Annotated in this window: 17 protein-coding genes and 2 tRNA genes; 11 read left to right on the plus strand and 8 right to left on the minus strand. The window is 61.3% G+C overall.

Annotation, left to right across the window (positions count from 1 at the left end; genetic code table 11):
* The first annotated feature begins 62 nt into the window (after positions 1 to 62).
* The gene (locus ABUH87_RS00670) at positions 63 to 1,691 is read left to right on the plus strand and encodes a CTP synthase (RefSeq protein ID WP_367767899.1); all 1,629 of its coding nucleotides are present in this window, start codon (positions 63 to 65) and stop codon (positions 1,689 to 1,691) included.
* Between the two features lie 55 nt (positions 1,692 to 1,746).
* Here ABUH87_RS00670 and ABUH87_RS00675 read toward each other — a convergent pair whose 3' ends face one another.
* Entirely contained in the window at positions 1,747 to 2,220 is a 474-nt protein-coding gene (locus ABUH87_RS00675; RefSeq protein WP_367767901.1) for an Hsp20 family protein, read from the minus strand.
* 162 nt (positions 2,221 to 2,382) lie between these two features.
* On the opposite strand from ABUH87_RS00675, the gene grxC reads away from it, so the two are divergent.
* The 4 genes from grxC to ABUH87_RS00695 all read left to right on the plus strand — a co-directional run bounded on the left by grxC (position 2,383) and on the right by ABUH87_RS00695 (position 4,093).
* Positions 2,383 to 2,646 carry a glutaredoxin 3 gene (gene grxC, locus ABUH87_RS00680; RefSeq protein WP_367767903.1) on the plus strand — a complete coding sequence of 88 codons (264 nt, stop codon included), beginning with the start codon at positions 2,383 to 2,385 and terminating at the stop codon, positions 2,644 to 2,646.
* On the plus strand, positions 2,643 to 3,476 hold the full coding sequence (locus ABUH87_RS00685) for a carbon-nitrogen hydrolase family protein (protein ID WP_367767905.1): 834 nt from the start codon (positions 2,643 to 2,645) through the stop codon (positions 3,474 to 3,476). The genes grxC and ABUH87_RS00685 overlap by 4 nt, the downstream gene beginning before the upstream one ends.
* Positions 3,477 to 3,484: 8 nt before the next feature.
* Positions 3,485 to 3,976 carry a DUF1178 family protein gene (locus ABUH87_RS00690; RefSeq protein ID WP_367767907.1) on the plus strand — a complete coding sequence of 164 codons (492 nt, stop codon included), beginning with the start codon at positions 3,485 to 3,487 and terminating at the stop codon, positions 3,974 to 3,976.
* Between the two features lie 40 nt (positions 3,977 to 4,016).
* Positions 4,017 to 4,093 (plus strand) — tRNA-Arg (locus ABUH87_RS00695).
* A 157-nt stretch (positions 4,094 to 4,250) separates the two neighbouring features.
* Here the strand turns inward: ABUH87_RS00695 and ABUH87_RS00700 are convergent.
* From ABUH87_RS00700 to ABUH87_RS00710, 3 genes are all read right to left on the minus strand, one after another.
* The gene (locus tag ABUH87_RS00700) at positions 4,251 to 4,568 is read right to left on the minus strand and encodes a PRC-barrel domain-containing protein (protein ID WP_367767909.1); all 318 of its coding nucleotides are present in this window, start codon (positions 4,566 to 4,568) and stop codon (positions 4,251 to 4,253) included.
* 38 nt (positions 4,569 to 4,606) lie between these two features.
* Positions 4,607 to 5,125, minus strand: a complete 519-nt coding sequence (locus ABUH87_RS00705; protein ID WP_367767911.1) for a hypothetical protein — start codon at positions 5,123 to 5,125, stop codon at positions 4,607 to 4,609.
* Between the two features lie 264 nt (positions 5,126 to 5,389).
* Complete coding sequence (locus tag ABUH87_RS00710) at positions 5,390 to 5,896, minus strand: hypothetical protein (RefSeq protein ID WP_367767913.1); 507 nt, start codon at positions 5,894 to 5,896, stop codon at positions 5,390 to 5,392.
* 231 nt (positions 5,897 to 6,127) lie between these two features.
* On the opposite strand from ABUH87_RS00710, the gene ABUH87_RS00715 reads away from it, so the two are divergent.
* Positions 6,128 to 7,387, plus strand: a complete 1,260-nt coding sequence (locus ABUH87_RS00715) for an MFS transporter (protein ID WP_367767917.1) — start codon at positions 6,128 to 6,130, stop codon at positions 7,385 to 7,387.
* A gap of 185 nt (positions 7,388 to 7,572) precedes the next feature.
* Here the strand turns inward: ABUH87_RS00715 and ABUH87_RS00720 are convergent.
* Positions 7,573 to 7,647, minus strand: a tRNA-Gln gene (locus ABUH87_RS00720).
* A gap of 133 nt (positions 7,648 to 7,780) precedes the next feature.
* On the opposite strand from ABUH87_RS00720, the gene ABUH87_RS00725 reads away from it, so the two are divergent.
* A complete protein-coding gene (locus ABUH87_RS00725) occupies positions 7,781 to 10,300 on the plus strand; it encodes a TonB-dependent receptor (protein ID WP_367767919.1) in 2,520 nt (839 codons plus the stop codon).
* 138 nt (positions 10,301 to 10,438) lie between these two features.
* Here the strand turns inward: ABUH87_RS00725 and yghU are convergent, their stop codons facing one another.
* The 3 genes from yghU to ABUH87_RS00740 form a co-directional block, all read right to left on the minus strand.
* A complete protein-coding gene (gene yghU / locus ABUH87_RS00730) occupies positions 10,439 to 11,281 on the minus strand; it encodes a glutathione-dependent disulfide-bond oxidoreductase (RefSeq protein ID WP_367767922.1) in 843 nt (280 codons plus the stop codon).
* A gap of 493 nt (positions 11,282 to 11,774) precedes the next feature.
* Positions 11,775 to 12,878, minus strand: coding sequence for a branched-chain amino acid aminotransferase (locus ABUH87_RS00735; RefSeq protein WP_367767924.1), 1,104 nt, complete (start codon positions 12,876 to 12,878; stop codon positions 11,775 to 11,777).
* A gap of 626 nt (positions 12,879 to 13,504) precedes the next feature.
* Positions 13,505 to 13,870, minus strand: coding sequence for a hypothetical protein (locus tag ABUH87_RS00740; RefSeq protein WP_367767926.1), 366 nt, complete (start codon positions 13,868 to 13,870; stop codon positions 13,505 to 13,507).
* 225 nt (positions 13,871 to 14,095) lie between these two features.
* Here ABUH87_RS00740 and ABUH87_RS00745 point away from each other — a divergent pair, with 225 nt between their 5' ends.
* From ABUH87_RS00745 to recO, 4 genes are all read left to right on the plus strand, one after another.
* The gene (locus tag ABUH87_RS00745) at positions 14,096 to 14,875 is read left to right on the plus strand and encodes a TlyA family RNA methyltransferase (protein WP_367767928.1); all 780 of its coding nucleotides are present in this window, start codon (positions 14,096 to 14,098) and stop codon (positions 14,873 to 14,875) included.
* A gap of 83 nt (positions 14,876 to 14,958) precedes the next feature.
* Positions 14,959 to 15,513, plus strand: coding sequence for a TspO/MBR family protein (locus tag ABUH87_RS00750; RefSeq protein ID WP_367767931.1), 555 nt, complete (start codon positions 14,959 to 14,961; stop codon positions 15,511 to 15,513).
* Between the two features lie 44 nt (positions 15,514 to 15,557).
* Positions 15,558 to 15,812: an accessory factor UbiK family protein gene (locus tag ABUH87_RS00755; protein WP_367767933.1), complete on the plus strand. Its 255-nt coding sequence runs from the start codon at positions 15,558 to 15,560 to the stop codon at positions 15,810 to 15,812.
* 76 nt (positions 15,813 to 15,888) lie between these two features.
* Positions 15,889 to 16,497 carry a DNA repair protein RecO gene (gene recO / locus ABUH87_RS00760; RefSeq protein WP_367767935.1) on the plus strand — a complete coding sequence of 203 codons (609 nt, stop codon included), beginning with the start codon at positions 15,889 to 15,891 and terminating at the stop codon, positions 16,495 to 16,497.
* Positions 16,498 to 16,511 lie beyond the last annotated feature (14 nt).

The raw sequence follows: 16,511 nt of genomic DNA on the forward strand, positions 1-16,511 counted from the left end.
TGTGGAACTGAGGCGCAGGGCGCTTGCCCTGGTGCCTTCATGCGATTTAAGGCCCAACTCCCATGGCGCGGCACATTTTTATCACCGGCGGCGTGGTCTCCTCGCTCGGCAAAGGTCTCATGGCGGCAAGCTTGGCAGCCCTGCTGCAGGCGAGGGGCTTCAAAGTCCGAATCCGCAAGTTCGACCCTTACTTGAACGTCGATCCGGGCACGATGAGCCCCTATCAGCATGGCGAAGTCTACGTGACGGACGACGGGGCCGAGACAGACCTCGACCTCGGCCATTACGAGCGCTTCACCGGCGTTTCGGCGCACCAGGGCGACAACATCACCTCCGGACGCATTTATCGCGATATCATCGCGAAGGAACGCCGGGGCGACTACCTCGGCGCCACTGTGCAGGTGATCCCGCACGTGACGGATGCGATCAAGCAGTTCGCGATGGCCGACACTGAGGATCTCGACTTCGTGCTGTGCGAGATTGGCGGCACAGTGGGCGACATCGAGAGCCTGCCTTTCATCGAGGCGCTGCGCCAGTTGCGTAACGAGCTGGGGCGCGAGCAGACTTGCTTCGTCCATGTCACGCTCGTCCCCTACATTGCCGCTGCCGGCGAGCTGAAGACCAAGCCCACGCAGCACTCAGTGCGTGAGTTGACGGGACTTGGTATTCAGCCCGATATTCTGCTGTGCCGCTGTGAGCGCGAACTGCCGGAGAGCGAGCGCGCCAAGATTGCGTTGTTCTGCAACGTGCGTCGCGAGGCCGTGATCCCTGCGCTGGACGCTCCCAACATCTACTCGGTGCCGCTTCAGTATCACGGTGAGGGGCTGGACGCCGAAGTGCTGCACCACTTCGGCATGACCTCGCCAGCACCCGTGCTCTCGCGCTGGGCCGACATCGTCGACCGTTACCAGAACCCGGAAGGTGAAGTGACGATCGGCGTCGTGGGCAAGTATGTGGGCCTGCCAGATGCGTACAAGTCGCTGAACGAGGCTCTGGTCCATGGCGGCATGGCCAATCGCGTGAAGGTCAACATCAACTGGATCGACGCCGAGGTGTTCGAGCGCGAGGCCTCCGAGGTCGCAGCCCTTCTTGAGCCCATGCACGGTATCCTCGTTCCGGGTGGCTTCGGCGAGCGCGGAACGGAGGGCAAGATTGCCAGTGTGCGCTTTGCGCGTGAGCGCAGCGTGCCGTTCTTTGGAATTTGCCTCGGCATGCAGATGGCCTGCGTTGAGGCAGCCCGATCAGCTGGTATCGCGAGTGCATCCTCCACCGAATTCGGGGCTACTGAGGAACCCGTCGTCGGGATCATCACCGAGTGGATGAGCAAGGACGGCCTGCAGAAACGGGCGGAGGGCGGTGACCTGGGCGGCACGATGCGTGTCGGCGCCTATCCCGCCATGCTGTCCGCCAATAGCCATGTCGCGGCCATCTACGGCACCACCGAGGTTTCAGAGCGCCACCGCCACCGGTACGAGGTGAACGGCTCCTACCGCGAAGCTCTTGAGGGCAACGGGCTAATCTTCTCGGGCATGTCGCCCGATGGTCTCCTGCCGGAGATCGTCGAGCGGCCGGATCATCCTTGGTTCGTTGGCGTTCAGTTCCACCCCGAGCTCAAGAGCAAGCCTTTCGACCCGCATCCGCTTTTCGCTGGATTTATCGGCGCTGCTGTCCGTCAGGCGCGGCTGGTTTGAACTAAAAAGGGGCGGACCCGCAGGGCCGCCCCTCAACAGTTGTGCGCTCTTATGCTCAGGCGGCGGCAGCGTCAGCCTGCTCGCCGTTGTTGTCGACCACGGTGAGCGTATTGCCGCCAACCGCAATCTTCTTCGGCTTCATCGCCTCGGGCACTTCGCGCACCAGGTCGATCACCAGGAGGCCGTCTGCAAGGTCGGCGCTCTGAACGCGGACATAGTCCGCCAGTTCGAAGCGACGCTCGAAGCCCCGCTGGGCGATACCGACGTGCAGGAATTCACTCTCGCTCGACTCCTCGGGCTTGTTGCCCTTGACCACCAGCAGGTTGGCCTGCGCGGTGATATCGAGGTCAGCCGGCTTGAAGCCTGCGACCGCAAGAGTGATGCGATAAGCGTCGCTGCCGCGGCGCTCGATGTTGAAGGGTGGGTACTTGTCGCCGCCTTGCACCCGGGCCTGATTCTCGATCATGTCGAACAAACGATCGAAGCCGACCATCGTGCGGCGGTAGGGCGAAAAGTCGATACGGTTCATGACAAAAATCCTCCAATGAGCAATCTTCGTGTGTTCGAGGCCCGGGAACCCGGCACCCCGTTGGCGAGTCATCCCCGGTGGGCCATGACTCGTTTCGAGAGATATGGTAGCTGCCGGCGGTTTCAAGGGCCGCCAGACCCAAGAGAAAAGGACTGACGTCGAATGGCTCAAGCCAAGGTCGAGATCTATACCAAGTGGGGCTGTCCCTACTGCGTTGCCGCGAAGTCGCTGCTGGACAAGAAGGGCGTCTCCTACGAGGAGTACGACGTCACCATGGGAGGTGCGAAGCGAGCCGAGATGGTGGAGCGCGTACCGGGTGCGCGCACGGTTCCCCAGGTGCTGGCGGATGGAAAGGCGCTCGGCGGCTTCGACGATATCAGCGCTCTCGACGCCGATGGCAAACTCGACGCGGTGCTCGGAATTTGAGCACTGCGCCAGCGGCGTCGCGCGTCGCCGTGCTGCAGATGACCAGCGGAGTTGATCCGGCAGCGAACGCGGTCGCCATTTCTGCCGCCGTTCAGGAGGCTAAGGAGGGCGGTGCAGCCATGTTGTTCACCCCCGAAATGTCGGGGCTGCTCGACCGCAATCGCAAGAGAGCGGCACGCGCCATTGTTCCTGAGGAGCACGATGGAGTCCTGGCTGCAGTGCGGGAGGCGGCGGCGCGCGCCGGCCTTTGGGTCGCGATCGGCTCACTTGCCGTCGAGCGCGATGATGGCCGATGGGCCAATCGCTCTTTCGTGATCGACGCCAGCGGTGAAGTCGTGGCGCGTTACGACAAGCTTCACATGTTCGATGTGGATCTTGCCGATGGAGAGTCCTGGCGCGAGTCCAACGCCTACGTGGCGGGAGACGCACTGGTCACCGCCGAGACTCCGCTCGGGCGTCTGGGGCTCTCGATCTGCTACGATATTCGCTTTCCAGCGCTGTTCGAAGCGCTGGGCCGGGCGCGGTGCGATGTCATTGCCATCCCGGCCGCCTTCACGATCCCGACCGGGCAAGCGCATTGGCATCTCTTGCAGCGAGCCCGTGCGGTCGAGGCAAGTGCGTTCGTTATCGGAGCGGCCCAGGTGGGGCGCCACGAAGATGGGCGTTCGACTTACGGCCATAGCCTGGTGGTAGACCCCTGGGGCGATGTCCTGCTTGACCTTGGTGGCGAATCTGCATGTCTGGGATTTGCAACCATCGATCGCGCTCGAATTGCCGAGGTGCGCTCGCAACTTCCGAGTCTTGCCAATCGGCGCGCGATTCCCAATTAGGCGATCCGATGATTGTATTCGATCTGGAATGCCGTGAGGGCAGTCACAAGTTCGAGGGCTGGTTTGGGTCCTCCGACGATTTCACGCGCCAGCAGGAGCGCGGGCTTGTGATATGTCCGCACTGCGGTTCGCCGGATGTCGGCAAGGCGATCATGGCGCCGCGCATCGGACGGAAGGGAAATCAGCTTCCGACCCCTGTTCGTCCTGAGAAGATGAAAGCGGAGCAAGTCCCGTCGGCTCCGATGGCTTCTGCGCCTATGCCGCCTGAGGCGGTTGCGCTGATGCATAAGCTCGCAACCATGCAGGCGGAGGCGCTCAAAACGTCTCGCTACGTTGGCGAGAGCTTCACCGAGGATGCGCGCGCCATGCATTATGGAGAGCGGGATCCAGAGGCTATTCACGGGCAGGCGACGCTGGCCGAGGCGCAGGAACTCATCGAGGAGGGCATAGCGGTCGCACCCTTGCCGTTCCCTGCGGTGCCGCCCGAGCAGGCGAACTGATTGCAAAGGCGCACGGCGCCGCTTAAGAGACAGCTTGCGTGCGCCCGTAGCTCAGCAGGATAGAGCACCAGATTCCTAATCTGGGGGCCACAGGTTCGAATCCTGTCGGGCGCACCATTTCTCAAGGATTGCGGTCATCGCGCTTTGGCGATCAAGGGTTGGCGATCTGTCCAGTCGATGCAGAGGTGTTGGTACCCTGCATGCAACCGGAGTTTCTCAGATCAGTGGCTCCGAGATGGTTCAGTTCTCCCATACCTTCCCGGAGCCATAAGGGTCAGGCGCGGTTTCTTACCCGAACGGGACCGCGCGGAACCGTTGTGCGCGCAGCTGGCGGTTTGAAGTAGCGCGACTCTTCGATCGGATCGATGTAGGCGTCCCCATCCTTGATCTCGATGTCGGCCACCGGAACGCCTCGTCCGTCTTCCAGGACGAGCGCGGCCACGTGCTGGCGCTCGGGATCAACCAGCATCCGCTGTATAGTGCCGAGCCTGCGGCCATCGTATGTCCGCAGTGCGCGCCCGCGCAAGTCCTGTTCCTCGTTCTCGAGCTTGTACTTGTCGAGATCTGTGAGACTTGTGTACTGGTCTACCACAGTCAGTTCTCCTCTCTTCGTTACAGTGTCGCTTGCGGTTACGGCCGCGACATTATTTCGATGTCGTCTTCATCAACCACGAGGAAGGCGTCCTGCTCGTTGGCAATCCGCCGAGTGTCGGCATCGAGTGCTTTACCGGGCAAATCGGAGAGGAAGGTGGCATCGCGAACCATGCCGTTTCGGACACGAAGCTGCTGACCGGCGTTGATGTCCTTGGGGACTTCGCGCGGCGCATCGATGATGATAGCGAACATGCGGCGGCCCTCATGCTCAACCCAGAACCCGCGGTCGGTCGGGACTTCCGGAACGGCAACGTCAGCCTGGAAGTCGTCGCGTCCGATGTAGGTTGCGGGCGTTTCCAGAATGCTCGCGATTGTGAAAGCTCCCTCGCCAGCATTGGGCGAAGCGGGAGCGACTGGATCGACGGGTGCAACAGCGACCGGCTCTGCGCCGACGATCTCGTTGTTGGCGAGTTCTTCGTTCTCGTTGCTTCCTGCGATCCACCAAATGACGAGAGCTAGTGCAATCAGCGCTAAAAGGACCCAGAGCCAAGTCATGCTCCTTTTGCGTTCGACGGGTATCTCAGCCAAGGCTTCCTCCTGTTTTGGCAGGCCTTTGCCTTTAAGCGAGGCTTATCCAGGAGCGGAGGCTTCGTGCGGCAAGGGCCAAGGACTCCTGTACAGAAGGTCGGTGCAGCCATGCGGTTCCGAGAAAATGCAAAATGGTGTGGTTTGCGATCTTCGAACCACTTTCGCGTGGTAGGATGCGTCCCGTCGCAATGCGGCAATAGCCTTGCTGTCGGCAGGCCATTCACGATTCTTTTATTCTGGGCTTTCAGCATCCGCGCCGGGGGCAATTATGATGTGATGCGGCTTTCCCTGGTCCGTTCTGGCGTGGATGTTGATGACGATGCCATCTTCATTCAGATCATAGGGCACTTCGATCCTGCGGCCGTCATCGCTCTCCACAACCAAGTGGTCCGCTCCCGCGAGGAAGGACGATACCACCATGCCGCACATGGCGAGAATCATTGAACGATCGCTGCTCCTGACGGTCCCTCCAGCATCGAAGTTCGCCTCGACCTGCCAGCTGCCATTGCTGGCCCTGTTCGCGAAAGTGAAGCGAGCGCTTCCTGCTACGATCAGAGTCCAGCAGGGGCGTCCCTCGGTATCTCTCCCCTTGATTTCGAGCAGACCGGAGCTCGCGAACTCGATCATATGAATGCGGGTGCCCAGCAGTCTCGCAAACTGCTCGTCAAGAGTATCGGACCGCGTGCTTGCGGTCACCGCAAGCGGCGTGGGAAGGGCGCAGCCCTGGTCCTGAAACATGAAATCGCCTTCGGATCGTTCGCGTTCTGACTGATTGCCGTTTCTCATTATAGACGATCCACCTTCTTGCCGCCCCCCTCTCGGCAGGCCGTGCAGAAAACTCCAGAGTTTCGTGAGTGTGCCGGATGAAGAACGTCGCGCAACATAGCGTCTCTCGACAATCAGCGTCTTATCGCCGACAAGCCCGGAAAAGCATGCCGGGTGAACGCGGCGGCGGATTGGGAGAGCTGCGTGACCTACCTCGGCGAATTTCGTCGCAATTTGCGACCTCTGCTTGCTGCAAGCTTGGGATCAGGCACAAGCATTCCGCTGTTCGCCTACACCAATAGCGTGTTTGCACCGCATCTGGTGGAGGAGTTCGGGTGGTCACGCGCGCAGTTCGCCCTGATTGGTCTGGCTACTCTTACCACTCTTGTCGTGCTGCCGTTCGCTGGCCGATTTACGGACAGCAAGGGCGTGCGTCCCGTTGCCCTTCTGGGGACCCTCCTCGTTCCGCTCTGTTTCCTGGGTTATGCGGCCCAGAATGGAAGTTTCTTGTGGTATGCTGCGGTGTTCACTCTCGTGCTGGCCGTCGGCAGCCTTACGAGCCCGCTAGTCTACACCCGCCTGATTGCGGAAAACTTCAGTCGCGCCACCGGCCTTGCTCTCACGGTGGTCAACTGCGTTCCTGCAGCGCTTGCGATCGTGCTCGTACCGCTGCTGAACTGGTGGATCGAGGTCTACGACTGGCGTAGCGCCTACCTTGCGCTTGGCGCAGTGAGCCTTCTTGGCGGACTGGCCGCAATTTCGCTCATTCCGAGGAAACGACCACAGCCCGAGCCAACTCAGGTCGCCGCTACAGAGGTCGTCAGCGCAACGCCCCAGATCGCCAGCGCCACGCCCCAGACCGCCACGGCTCGGCAAGACTACAAGGCGATCTTCTCCAGCCGCCTATTCTGGATCGTCTTCCTCGGCATGTTCCTATGCTTGCTGCAGATGCCACTGCATTCGACGCAGATGAACCTGATGCTCGTGGACAACGGCATTTCGACGCAGGCTGCTGCCAACATCGTTCCGCTCTATGCGTTCGGTACTATCGTCGGCAGAATCGGCTGCGGTCTTGCACTAGACCGCTTCGCCACGCCGCCGGTCACCACAATTTCCTTGATCCTCCCGGCCGTTGGATTCTTTCTGCTTGGCACTGATCTCGACAGCTTGCTTGTCATCGGAATCGCCATGTTCATCGTGGGCCTGTCCATCGGTGCCGAGTCGGATCTTATCTCCTATCTAGTCGCGCGTTATTTCAAGCTGCGGATCTACGCGACCACGCTGGGTCTGCTGTACTGCGTGTCGTTCCTGGCCTCCGCACTTGGTGCCTTGGGCATCAGCTGGACTCTCGCGGCCAGCGGCAGCTTCTCACCCTATCTGTTCTTCCTCAGCGGTGCGGTGATTGTCGGCAGCCTCCTGTTCCTGCTGCTCCCTTGGAGTTCAGAGCATGAGAAGGTGGGCTGATCCCTCTGACCGGAGCACTCCCACGGCAACGGCGGTTGTCGTGTGGATCAGCTCCGGCGAGCAAAAGGAGTGATTCGCAGTCCAGCCGCAGTGAGAACAATGGTCCCGAAAAAGCGGCTGAAACGATCTTCTTAGGCAAAGATCCGGCCTTCAAGGCCGTGAGAACAGCGATATCGCGCTGGCGATGGCTGGGGCGGCAGGATTCGAACCTGCGAATGCCGGTACCAAAAACCGGTGCCTTACCACTTGGCGACGCCCCATCGCGTTGGTGAGGGGCGCTTAGCTGCTAACCTTGCTGATGAAAAGGCCCCTTGCTGCATCCGCTGCTTTATGTCAGCGGGCCGCCATCGACGGCTTGAGGGATATGGCCGTCATTTTCAGGGAGATGCACAAATGAGGCATACAGCTGCCAAGCTGTTTCTTTTTGCGACGACCGCGCTGGGGAGCTTCGCTCCGGCCATGGCGCAGGACGGGGGCGACATCGTCGTTACCGCACGTCGTACGGAAGAGCGCCTTCAGGACGTTCCGATTTCGATCACCGTCTTCAACCAAGAGCAGGTCAGCAACCGGAACATCGTGTCCGGCGCCGATCTCGCCACTTACACCCCGTCGCTGGCCGCCAACTCGCGCTATGGCGCAGAGACCGCGACCTTCGCTATCCGCGGCTTCACGCAGGAAAGCTTCACCTCGCCGTCGGTCGCGATCTATTTCGCTGACGTCATCGGTCCGCGTGCACAGGGCGGCACGCCCGGTGGTAACGGCGCTGGCGTGGGTCAGTTCTTCGACCTTCAGAACGTTCAGGTTCTGAAAGGCCCGCAGGGTACGCTCTTCGGTCGTAACACCACGGGCGGCGCGGTTCTGATCGTTCCGCAGCGTCCCAAGGACGAGCTGGGCGGCTACATCGAGGGTTCGTACGGCAACTACGACATGAAGCGCGTGCAGGGCGCGTTGAACGTTCCTCTGGCAGATACGTTCAAGGTCCGTCTGGGCTTCGACCGCATGAAGCGCGACGGCTTCCTCAAGAACCAGGCGTCCGTCGGCCCGGATGCGTTCGGAGACGTTGACTACACTGCATTGCGCCTGAGCATTCTCGCCGAGCTGACGCCGGATCTCGAGAACTACATCATTGCGCGTTACAGCAAGTCCGACACCAATGGCACCGCCGGCAAGCTGGTGGGTGCAAACGCAGCGGGATGCGACGCGGGTGTCGATCGCTCGCGCTTCGGACTGCCGAGCCCGACGAGCACCGCCTATTACCTCGCGCCCCTGGCTTGCGCTCAGTTGCAGCGTTCAGAAGCACGCGGCGACGGGTACTTCGACGTCGAGGTGAACAACCCCAACCCGTTCCTGAAGATCGAGCAGTGGGGCGTGCAGAACACGACCACCTGGAACGTCAGCGATACGATTACGCTGAAGAACATTGCCAGCTATCAGGAGTTCCGTCAGCGGCAGTCGTTCAACATCGGCTCGGACAACTACAGCGTGCCGGCTCCGGGGACCGATCCCCGCTGGTTCAACACGCCCGCTTCGCAGGTGGGTCTGCCGTTCACATGGGTCGGCCTCGCGCCCGATCCGAACTACGACAACGTGAACCAGGCGACCTGGACTGAAGAGTTCCAGATCCAGGGCCGTACGACCGATGGTTCGCTGAACTACGTTCTTGGCGGCTATTACGAAGGCAGTGCGCCGGGAAGCCAGTTCCAGGGCTCGCTCTCGCCAATCACGACTGTGCTTCAGCCGTCGCAGACGGGTGCACCGATCCCGATCTTCACCACCGTGAGCTGTGCGAACCTGCAGGCGCTGGATTGCACCGCAATCAACAACGTCGGCAATCCGCTGATCCCGTCGATCATCCAGAACTCGCTCACGCGTTACTGGTATCAGAACGTCGGCTTCTTCGCTCAGGGAACCTACGCCCTGACCGATCAGCTCTCGCTGACAGGTGGCATCCGCTACACGATCGACAAGGTGAAGGGGCAGGGCGCTACGCGCACGATCCGCATCATCAACGGTGCTCCGCCGATCATCGGCTGCGCCGCCAGCGGAACGGGTCCTGACTGCCTGACCACGATCAAGCAGAAGTCCGAAAAGCCCACGTGGCTGATCAGCCTTGACTACAAGCCGACCAACGACGTGCTGCTCTACGCGAAGTACGCTCGCGGCTATCGTCAGGGCAACGTGAACGCTTCGAACACGATCCCGGTCGCATGGGGTCCGGAGAAGGTCGACACGTACGAAATCGGTGCGAAGACCTCGTTCCGCGGTACGCTGTCGGGCTATTTCAATATCGCTGCGTTCTACAACGACTTCTCGAACCAGCAGCTCGCCGCAAACCTGATCCCGAATGGCACGGTGCCCAACGCGTCGCCTTCACAGGCGATCGTGAACGCCGGTAAGTCGAAGATCCAGGGCGTGGAAGCTGATGCTTCGATTTCGTACGAAGGTGCCAACCTCAACGTGGGTTATGCGTACCTCGATACCGAGCTGAAGTCTTACAATCCGCCGGCGTTCGAAGGCTATTTCGAGCCAACCACCGGCGCTCTGATCGGCGGTGACCTTCCGCTTTCGCCGAAGCACCGCTTGACCGTCACGCCGTCGTACACACTTCCGCTGGATTACAGCATCGGACGCGTGAGCATTTCGGCGACCTACACCTACACGGCCAAGCAGGTTGCCACGAACGACTCGCCGTACGGTGTTCTGCCGTCGTCGGATCTGTGGAACCTCAACCTGAACTGGAACTCGGTGGGCGGCAGCCCGGTCGATCTCGCAGCGTTCGTCACGAACCTGACCAACGAGAAGTACCCGGTGTTCGTTGGCAACTCGTGGCTCTCCACGGGTTCCGAGAACCTGATCCTCGGCCAGCCGCGGATGTACGGCGCGCGTCTGCGCGTCACCTTCGGCGGCGGCTGAAGTCGCAAGAGGAACTGACCTGCAGGCCAAGGCCTGCAGGTCAGAGACTTGCTACTGGTCCTAAAGCGAAGGCCCGCCGACCTGATGGTTGGCGGGCCTCTCGTTTTCTGGGCTATTCTGATGGCCGTTCAGGGCCTCTTACATAAGGGCATCGATGTCCTGTGCCTGGTGACGCTCCCGCAACAGCCCGTCACCCTCGCGGTTGACCTTCGTGCCTCGCATCACCCCTTTGCGTTGGCCAAGTTCCTGAGCCCAGCGCGCCACATTGGTATAGCTTGCCATATCGAGGAAGCGGAACGCGTCTCCGTAAGCCTCGCCTCGAGCCAGGTAGCCCAGCCAGCCATAGGTCGCGATATCGGCGATCGTGTACTCGTCGCCCGCAAGGTATCGCTCTTCGCCCAACCGCCGGTCTGCCACGTCGATGATACGCTTGGTCTCCATCGTGTAGCGATTTATCGGGTACTCATACTTTTCTGGGGCATAGGCATAGAAGTGCCCGAAGCCCCCGCCGATCACCGGGGCCGTCGACATCTGCCACATCAGCCATGACAGGCATTCGGCAACCCCCTTCGCGTCTGTCGGAATGAAGGCGCCGAACTTCTCTGCAAGATGCAACAGGATGGCGCCCGACTCGAATACGCGAAACGGCTCCGAGCCGCTGCAGTCCAGGAGAGCAGGGATCTTTGAGTTAGGATTGATGGCGACGAAGCCTGAGCCGAACTGATCTCCGTTCGCAATTTCGATCATCCACGCGTCATACTCCGCCTCTGCATGGCCGGCGGCGAGGAGTTCCTCGAACATGATCGTCACCTTCTGCCCGTTCGGTGTTCCGAGCGAGTAGAGCTGGAACGGATGCCGCCCACGAGGCAGTTCCTTCTCATGCGTCGCTCCCGCAATCGGGCGATTGATGTTGGCGAAGCGGCCTCCACTTTCCTTGTCCCAAGTCCAGACTTCGGGCGGCGTGTAGGTGGTATCTTCCATGCGCTTCACATCCTTGCTGATCGGAGGAGCCCTTCATCTAGGACTCCGCGATGGTCGCGCAAGGTCTGGGCAGGAGAGCCGGAACCCACCGCCGAGCAGAGAGTCCACGACCCGCAGGCGAGGACTGGCGCAGACTTGGGCAGGGCACCGATGACGGGAAGGAGCGTGAGAACGGTCGCAGTTGGTCGCGACCCAGAAGTTCAATCAGCGCGTAGTAGACGACTTGCGAACGGACGGCTGTCGTCAGGTGTCTTCGGACCCGGCCTCTCAACCGCCTGCCATCCTGCATATCGAAGGAGGGGGGAAGGGCGCCTTTGGTGGAGACGCTTGGTTCTTGCGCGAGGCTTCAGCCGCCCCAAAGCGGCTTCAAACGCCCACTCTCGGAGCGCTCGGATCTGTTGCAGGGATATAGGGTATATTGGGTGTGGTGCCGGAGGCAGCTTGCATCGCAGGGTGGAAGGACGGGGGAGGTTTGCCTCCCCCTCCCGAGTACTTAGCTGAGTTTCATCACCCAACCATGAGGATCCGGAGCCTCGCCGCGCTGGATTGCCACAAGTCGGTCCTTCAGCTCCTGCGTCAGCTGCCCCGGCCCGCCGCTACCGATCGTGAACTCTCCGTCGTGCCCGGCGACTTTTCCGACCGGCGTGACCACGGCAGCCGTACCGCAAGCGAAACATTCGACGAGGCGCCCTGACTTCGCGTCCTCTCGCCACTGATCGAGGCTGTAGCGCTCCTCACGAACGGTCAGACCCTCGTCACGCGCCAGGGTGAGAAGGCTGTCGCGGGTGATACCCGCCAGGATCGTGCCAGACAGCGGCGGCGTCAGAAGCGTGCCGTCGTCGAAGACGAAGTAGAGGTTCATGCCTCCCAGTTCTTCAACCCACTTGTTCTCGACAGCGTCGAGGAACACGACCTGATCGTGCCCTTCGCGGATCGCCTCGGCCTGGGGCACCAGGCTTGCCGCGTAGTTGCCGCCGCACTTTGCCGCACCAGTGCCGCCGGGAGCGGCACGTGTGTACTCCTGGCTAACCCAGATGGACACGGCAGGCGCGCCTGACTTGAAGTAGTTGCCTGCCGGGCTGGCGATGACGATGTACTTGTATTCCTTGGCCGGACGCACGCCGAGGAAAACCTCCGACGCGAACATGAAGGGCCGAAGGTAAAGCGATCCGCCTTCAACGCTCGGCAGCCAATCGCGATCCGCTTCGACCAGGCGCCGCACCGATTCGACGAACACGTTTTCCGGCAATTCGGGCATGGCAAGCCGCCGAGCCGATCGGTTGAAGCGCTCAGCATTCGCGTAAGGGCGAAACAGGGCAACGCTCCCGTCCGGGTGACGATACGCTTTCAGCCCCTCGAAGATCTCCTGTGCATAGTGGAGCACGGCGCATGCCGGATCGAGTGCGATCGGTCCGCGCGGTCCGATCACTGCGTCATGCCACCCCCGCTCCTCGGTCCATTCGATCGTGACCATGTGCTCTGAGAACTTCGTCCCAAAGCCGGGGTTGGCGAGCACCGCCGCGCGCTCGTCCGCGCTGATGGGCGAAGTGAGGGGCCGATTGGTGAATTGCAGGCCGGTATCGGCGACAGTCGCCATGAAGCGGGATTCCTTCAGCTTTGAGGTCAGTGAGCCGTTGAACGAAAATTGCGCGTTTGACAACCTAAAGGCAACTTTAGGTCGCGGAGGCTTCCTTCTAGCACGAGGGCACAATGACGCAAACGCCGGCGGAGCGAACGCTACCCGGCTCCTTCTACATGGAGGGCGAGGCGGTTGGAGCCGCTCTCAAGGCTCCGGCGCAGCTTCAAAGAAGGCGAGTCGGTGCGAATGCTGCAGTAGCGTGCAGAAATGAGAAGGGCCGCACCGGGAATACCGATACGGCCCTTCGCATGGTCAGCGGCCGGAAGTGCCGCCAGCGAAACCTTTATCGCTTACTGCTTAAACTTCAGCGATAATGCCTCGCGACGGAAATTGCCGACCTCTCTGCTGAACCATGAGACATCGGATCACCTCCTTTCGCGCTGTTGAGCCAAGATGCCGCACTTAAGCGGCGGGGGCTGCTGGCGCCTTGAAGGGACCCTTCGGATGCCAGCCTGCCCTGCCTCTAATTGTGGGAAATTCTGGAGCGCACAACAAGCCTTGCAATCATTTTTTTTGGCGGCAAGATCGCCTGCTCGCGCTGCTTTCCCCAGCTTCGCCCGAGGGCTTGAGGCTCGGTGGATAGATCAGCGGCAATCCTCGATCACTCGGCTCACCTCCGTCCAACTCGGGACGTACAGCGTTGGCATGCCTGATGCCTCGACAGCGAAGCGGCCGCGCGTGAACGCCATGGCGTCCAGCAGAGGATCTCGAGCGGCGAGGCTTACTGTCACTGCGCCTCCTTGGGGTATCGCGGCAAAGACCCGCGTTTGTGATTGCGTGCGAACGGTCAGAGTTGCACTACCGGAAAACTGTGTGCTGGCAGAAGGCTCGCGCCGCTCGATGTGAATGGTCCGTGCGGTCGGGTCACACCGCAGGGTGAGGCGGTTTCCGGCGAAGCGTGCGACGGATTGCTGTCCTTCCATGTTCCATTGCCAATTGCCTGCCGTCACGGGCGCGTCGATCCAATCGGTCCGTGGCGCGGCCGCTGGCGGGGGGCTTGGTGTTCGGGCAGGCGGCGGAGGAGCCGGGGCTTGCGCGGGAGGTGGGATGATACGCTGACTGGCGCAAGATGCCACCGCGAGAGCTCCGATCGCCAGCGCGGCGGGTGCGAGCAGGTTTGCCTTCATGGCCATGGTATGGAATGAGACGCTCTCCACCACAAGCCCGCTCCAGCCATGTCCAACTCGCACTCGCCTCGACCTGCCGCCCGTAAGGGCCCGGCCAAACTGCGCGCAGATCAACTGCTCGTGGACCGTGGGCTTGCCGAGAGCCGAACGCGCGCGCAGGCGCTTGTTCTCGCCGGCCTGGTTTTTACGGGGGAGGTCAAGCTGGCGAAGCCGGGGCAGCAGTTACCCGCAGATGCGCCTCTGGATGTGCGCGGCCGAGACCATCCATGGGTGTCGCGCGGTGGCATCAAACTTGCGCATGCTATCGAGCACTTCGCTTTGGATCCGGCTGGGGCGGTGGCGATGGATATCGGCAGTTCGACCGGCGGCTTTACGGATGTCCTGCTTTCCAAGGGGGCATCTCGGGTCTTCGCCGTCGACTCCGGCACAAATCAGCTTGCATGGAAGTTGCGGCAGGATCCTCGAGTAACAGTGCTGGAACAGACCAGCGCACGTGTGCTCACGCGCGAGCTGATCGACGCTGAGTGCAATTGGGTGGTGTGCGATGCCAGCTTCATCGGACTGGCCAAGGTCCTGGAAGTGCCTCTGTCGCTTGCCGGGGGCGAATGTACGCTGGTGGCGCTTATCAAGCCGCAGTTCGAAGTCGGTCGCGGCGAAGTGGGTAAAGGTGGGGTGGTGCGTGACCCGCAGTTGCATCAGCGGGTATGCGGCGAAGTGCAAGACTGGCTTGTCGCAAAGGGCTGGTCGGTGCGAGGACTTGTCGAGAGTCCGATCACCGGGCCAGAGGGCAATGTCGAATTCCTCATCTATGCCACGCGCGGAAAGTGAGCCGTTCACCAATTCTTGCGTGTTTGCCCGCATTGCTTAACAGATCGAAAGGGTACCACCGATTCGGCGGAGAAAACGGGCGGATGAACTTCCTGGCGTCCACAGGGCAATTGCGCGCTGGTCTTATCCGTTCGGCTCTCATTTGCGTACCGCTGGTGCTTCTGCTTGGTACGCTTTCGGGAACGCTTTCCGGCACTAATGCCGAAGGAGCGTGGTTCGCTGCATTGGAAAAGCCAGACGCCTATCCCCCTCCTGCCGCGTTTGGGATCGTCTGGGGTGTTCTCTATGCGCTCATGGGCATGGCGCTCGCCTTGGTAATTTCCGCCTACGGTGCACGAGGCAGAGGCCTCGCGATCATCGCCTTTGCTGTGCAATTGGCGGTCAATCTGGCTTGGTCACCGATTTTCTTCGGAGCGCACCGCATGAGTTGGGCGCTCGTCGACATCCTGCTGCTCGACGTGGCGATCGTGGTGACCATGGTCCTGTTCGCACGGGTGCGGCCGGTAGCTGCTTGGCTCTTGGCGCCATACCTCGTCTGGGTTCTCTTTGCGTCCTATCTCAACTGGGCCATTCTCCAGAAGAACCCGGATCTGGACGGCATTCAGGTTCCAGTGGCTGTGCAGAGGATCGAGTTCTGATCGTCACACTTGCGGACGATGAAAATACCGCCCATCTAAAGACCATGCAGAGCGACAATCCCATCATATCCGACTTCGTCAAGCTGATGAACAGTGCGGCCGGCACCTTGGCCGGCGTTGGGCGTGAGGCGCGGGACTCCGCGCGTGAACGCTTCAAGGAGCTCATGGGCGAGATGGACTTCGTAAGTCGCGAGGAGTTCGAGACGGTCAAGGACATGGCCGCCAAGGCGCGCGAAGAGGCTGAGACCCTCAAGAAGCGTGTCGACGAACTCGAGATGAAGCTTATCGCGAAGAGCTGAAGGCGGCTGCAAGAGCGCGGCCCTCTTTCGATGTGAATTTGCTCCATTGCTCCATCCGTGCGAACTTCAATAGCCGATGGAGTACCGCGGACCTGCAATTGTCTGTTCCAATCGCAACCACGCTGAGACAGCCGTCGTCACACGGCTGCTGACAGCGGACCACGGTCTTCTCGGGGCTTACGTGGCGGGAGGGCGGGGACGGCAGTTGCGGCCTGTGCTGCTGCCTGGCAACTTTGTGGAGGCCGAGGTCCGTTCACGGGTTGAGAGCCAGCTTCCTTTCGCAAGACTTGAACTGCGGGAAAGCCGCGGGCCTTGGCTGGCGGAGCCACTACCCGCCGCGGGGATCGCCTGGGTAACCGCGCTGACCGCGGTGGCCTTGCCAGAGCGTCAGGCATTCCCCGCATTGTTCAGTGCGCTATCCGCGCTACTGACGGCGATCTGCGTCGCCCCGTCGGCGCGGGGTTGGGTCATTCCCCTGCTGTCCTATGAAGTACTCCTGCTGCGTGAACTGGGCTACGGCGTGACGGTAAAGCGCCCCGAGGAGGGCGACTGGACTGGCATTTTTGCTGCGTTTGACCGAATTGGTCGCGAGCTTGAGCGCTACCCGCTTGCCGAACGGCACGTAGGCGTTATGGCGACCCGCGCTATCCTGAGGGATCGGTGGGCGCGGATTGCCGGCGCCTGAGCTGGTGGGGACGA

This window comes from Novosphingobium rhizovicinum (assembly GCF_040813635.1).
Lineage (GTDB): Bacteria > Pseudomonadota > Alphaproteobacteria > Sphingomonadales > Sphingomonadaceae > Novosphingobium > Novosphingobium rhizovicinum.

Coding starts and splice junctions, on each gene's coding strand:
- ABUH87_RS00670 (WP_367767899.1), top strand. CDS start 63: ATGGCGCGGCACATTTTTATCACCGGCGGCGTGGTCTCCTCGCTCGGC.
- ABUH87_RS00675 (WP_367767901.1), bottom strand. CDS start 2,220: ATGAACCGTATCGACTTTTCGCCCTACCGCCGCACGATGGTCGGCTTC.
- grxC (WP_367767903.1), top strand. CDS start 2,383: ATGGCTCAAGCCAAGGTCGAGATCTATACCAAGTGGGGCTGTCCCTAC.
- ABUH87_RS00690 (WP_367767907.1), top strand. CDS start 3,485: ATGATTGTATTCGATCTGGAATGCCGTGAGGGCAGTCACAAGTTCGAG.
- ABUH87_RS00705 (WP_367767911.1), bottom strand. CDS start 5,125: ATGACTTGGCTCTGGGTCCTTTTAGCGCTGATTGCACTAGCTCTCGTC.
- ABUH87_RS00710 (WP_367767913.1), bottom strand. CDS start 5,896: ATGTTTCAGGACCAGGGCTGCGCCCTTCCCACGCCGCTTGCGGTGACC.
- ABUH87_RS00725 (WP_367767919.1), top strand. CDS start 7,781: ATGAGGCATACAGCTGCCAAGCTGTTTCTTTTTGCGACGACCGCGCTG.
- yghU (WP_367767922.1), bottom strand. CDS start 11,281: ATGGAAGATACCACCTACACGCCGCCCGAAGTCTGGACTTGGGACAAG.
- ABUH87_RS00735 (WP_367767924.1), bottom strand. CDS start 12,878: ATGGCGACTGTCGCCGATACCGGCCTGCAATTCACCAATCGGCCCCTC.
- ABUH87_RS00745 (WP_367767928.1), top strand. CDS start 14,096: ATGTCCAACTCGCACTCGCCTCGACCTGCCGCCCGTAAGGGCCCGGCC.
- ABUH87_RS00750 (WP_367767931.1), top strand. CDS start 14,959: ATGAACTTCCTGGCGTCCACAGGGCAATTGCGCGCTGGTCTTATCCGT.
- ABUH87_RS00755 (WP_367767933.1), top strand. CDS start 15,558: ATGCAGAGCGACAATCCCATCATATCCGACTTCGTCAAGCTGATGAAC.
- recO (WP_367767935.1), top strand. CDS start 15,889: ATGGAGTACCGCGGACCTGCAATTGTCTGTTCCAATCGCAACCACGCT.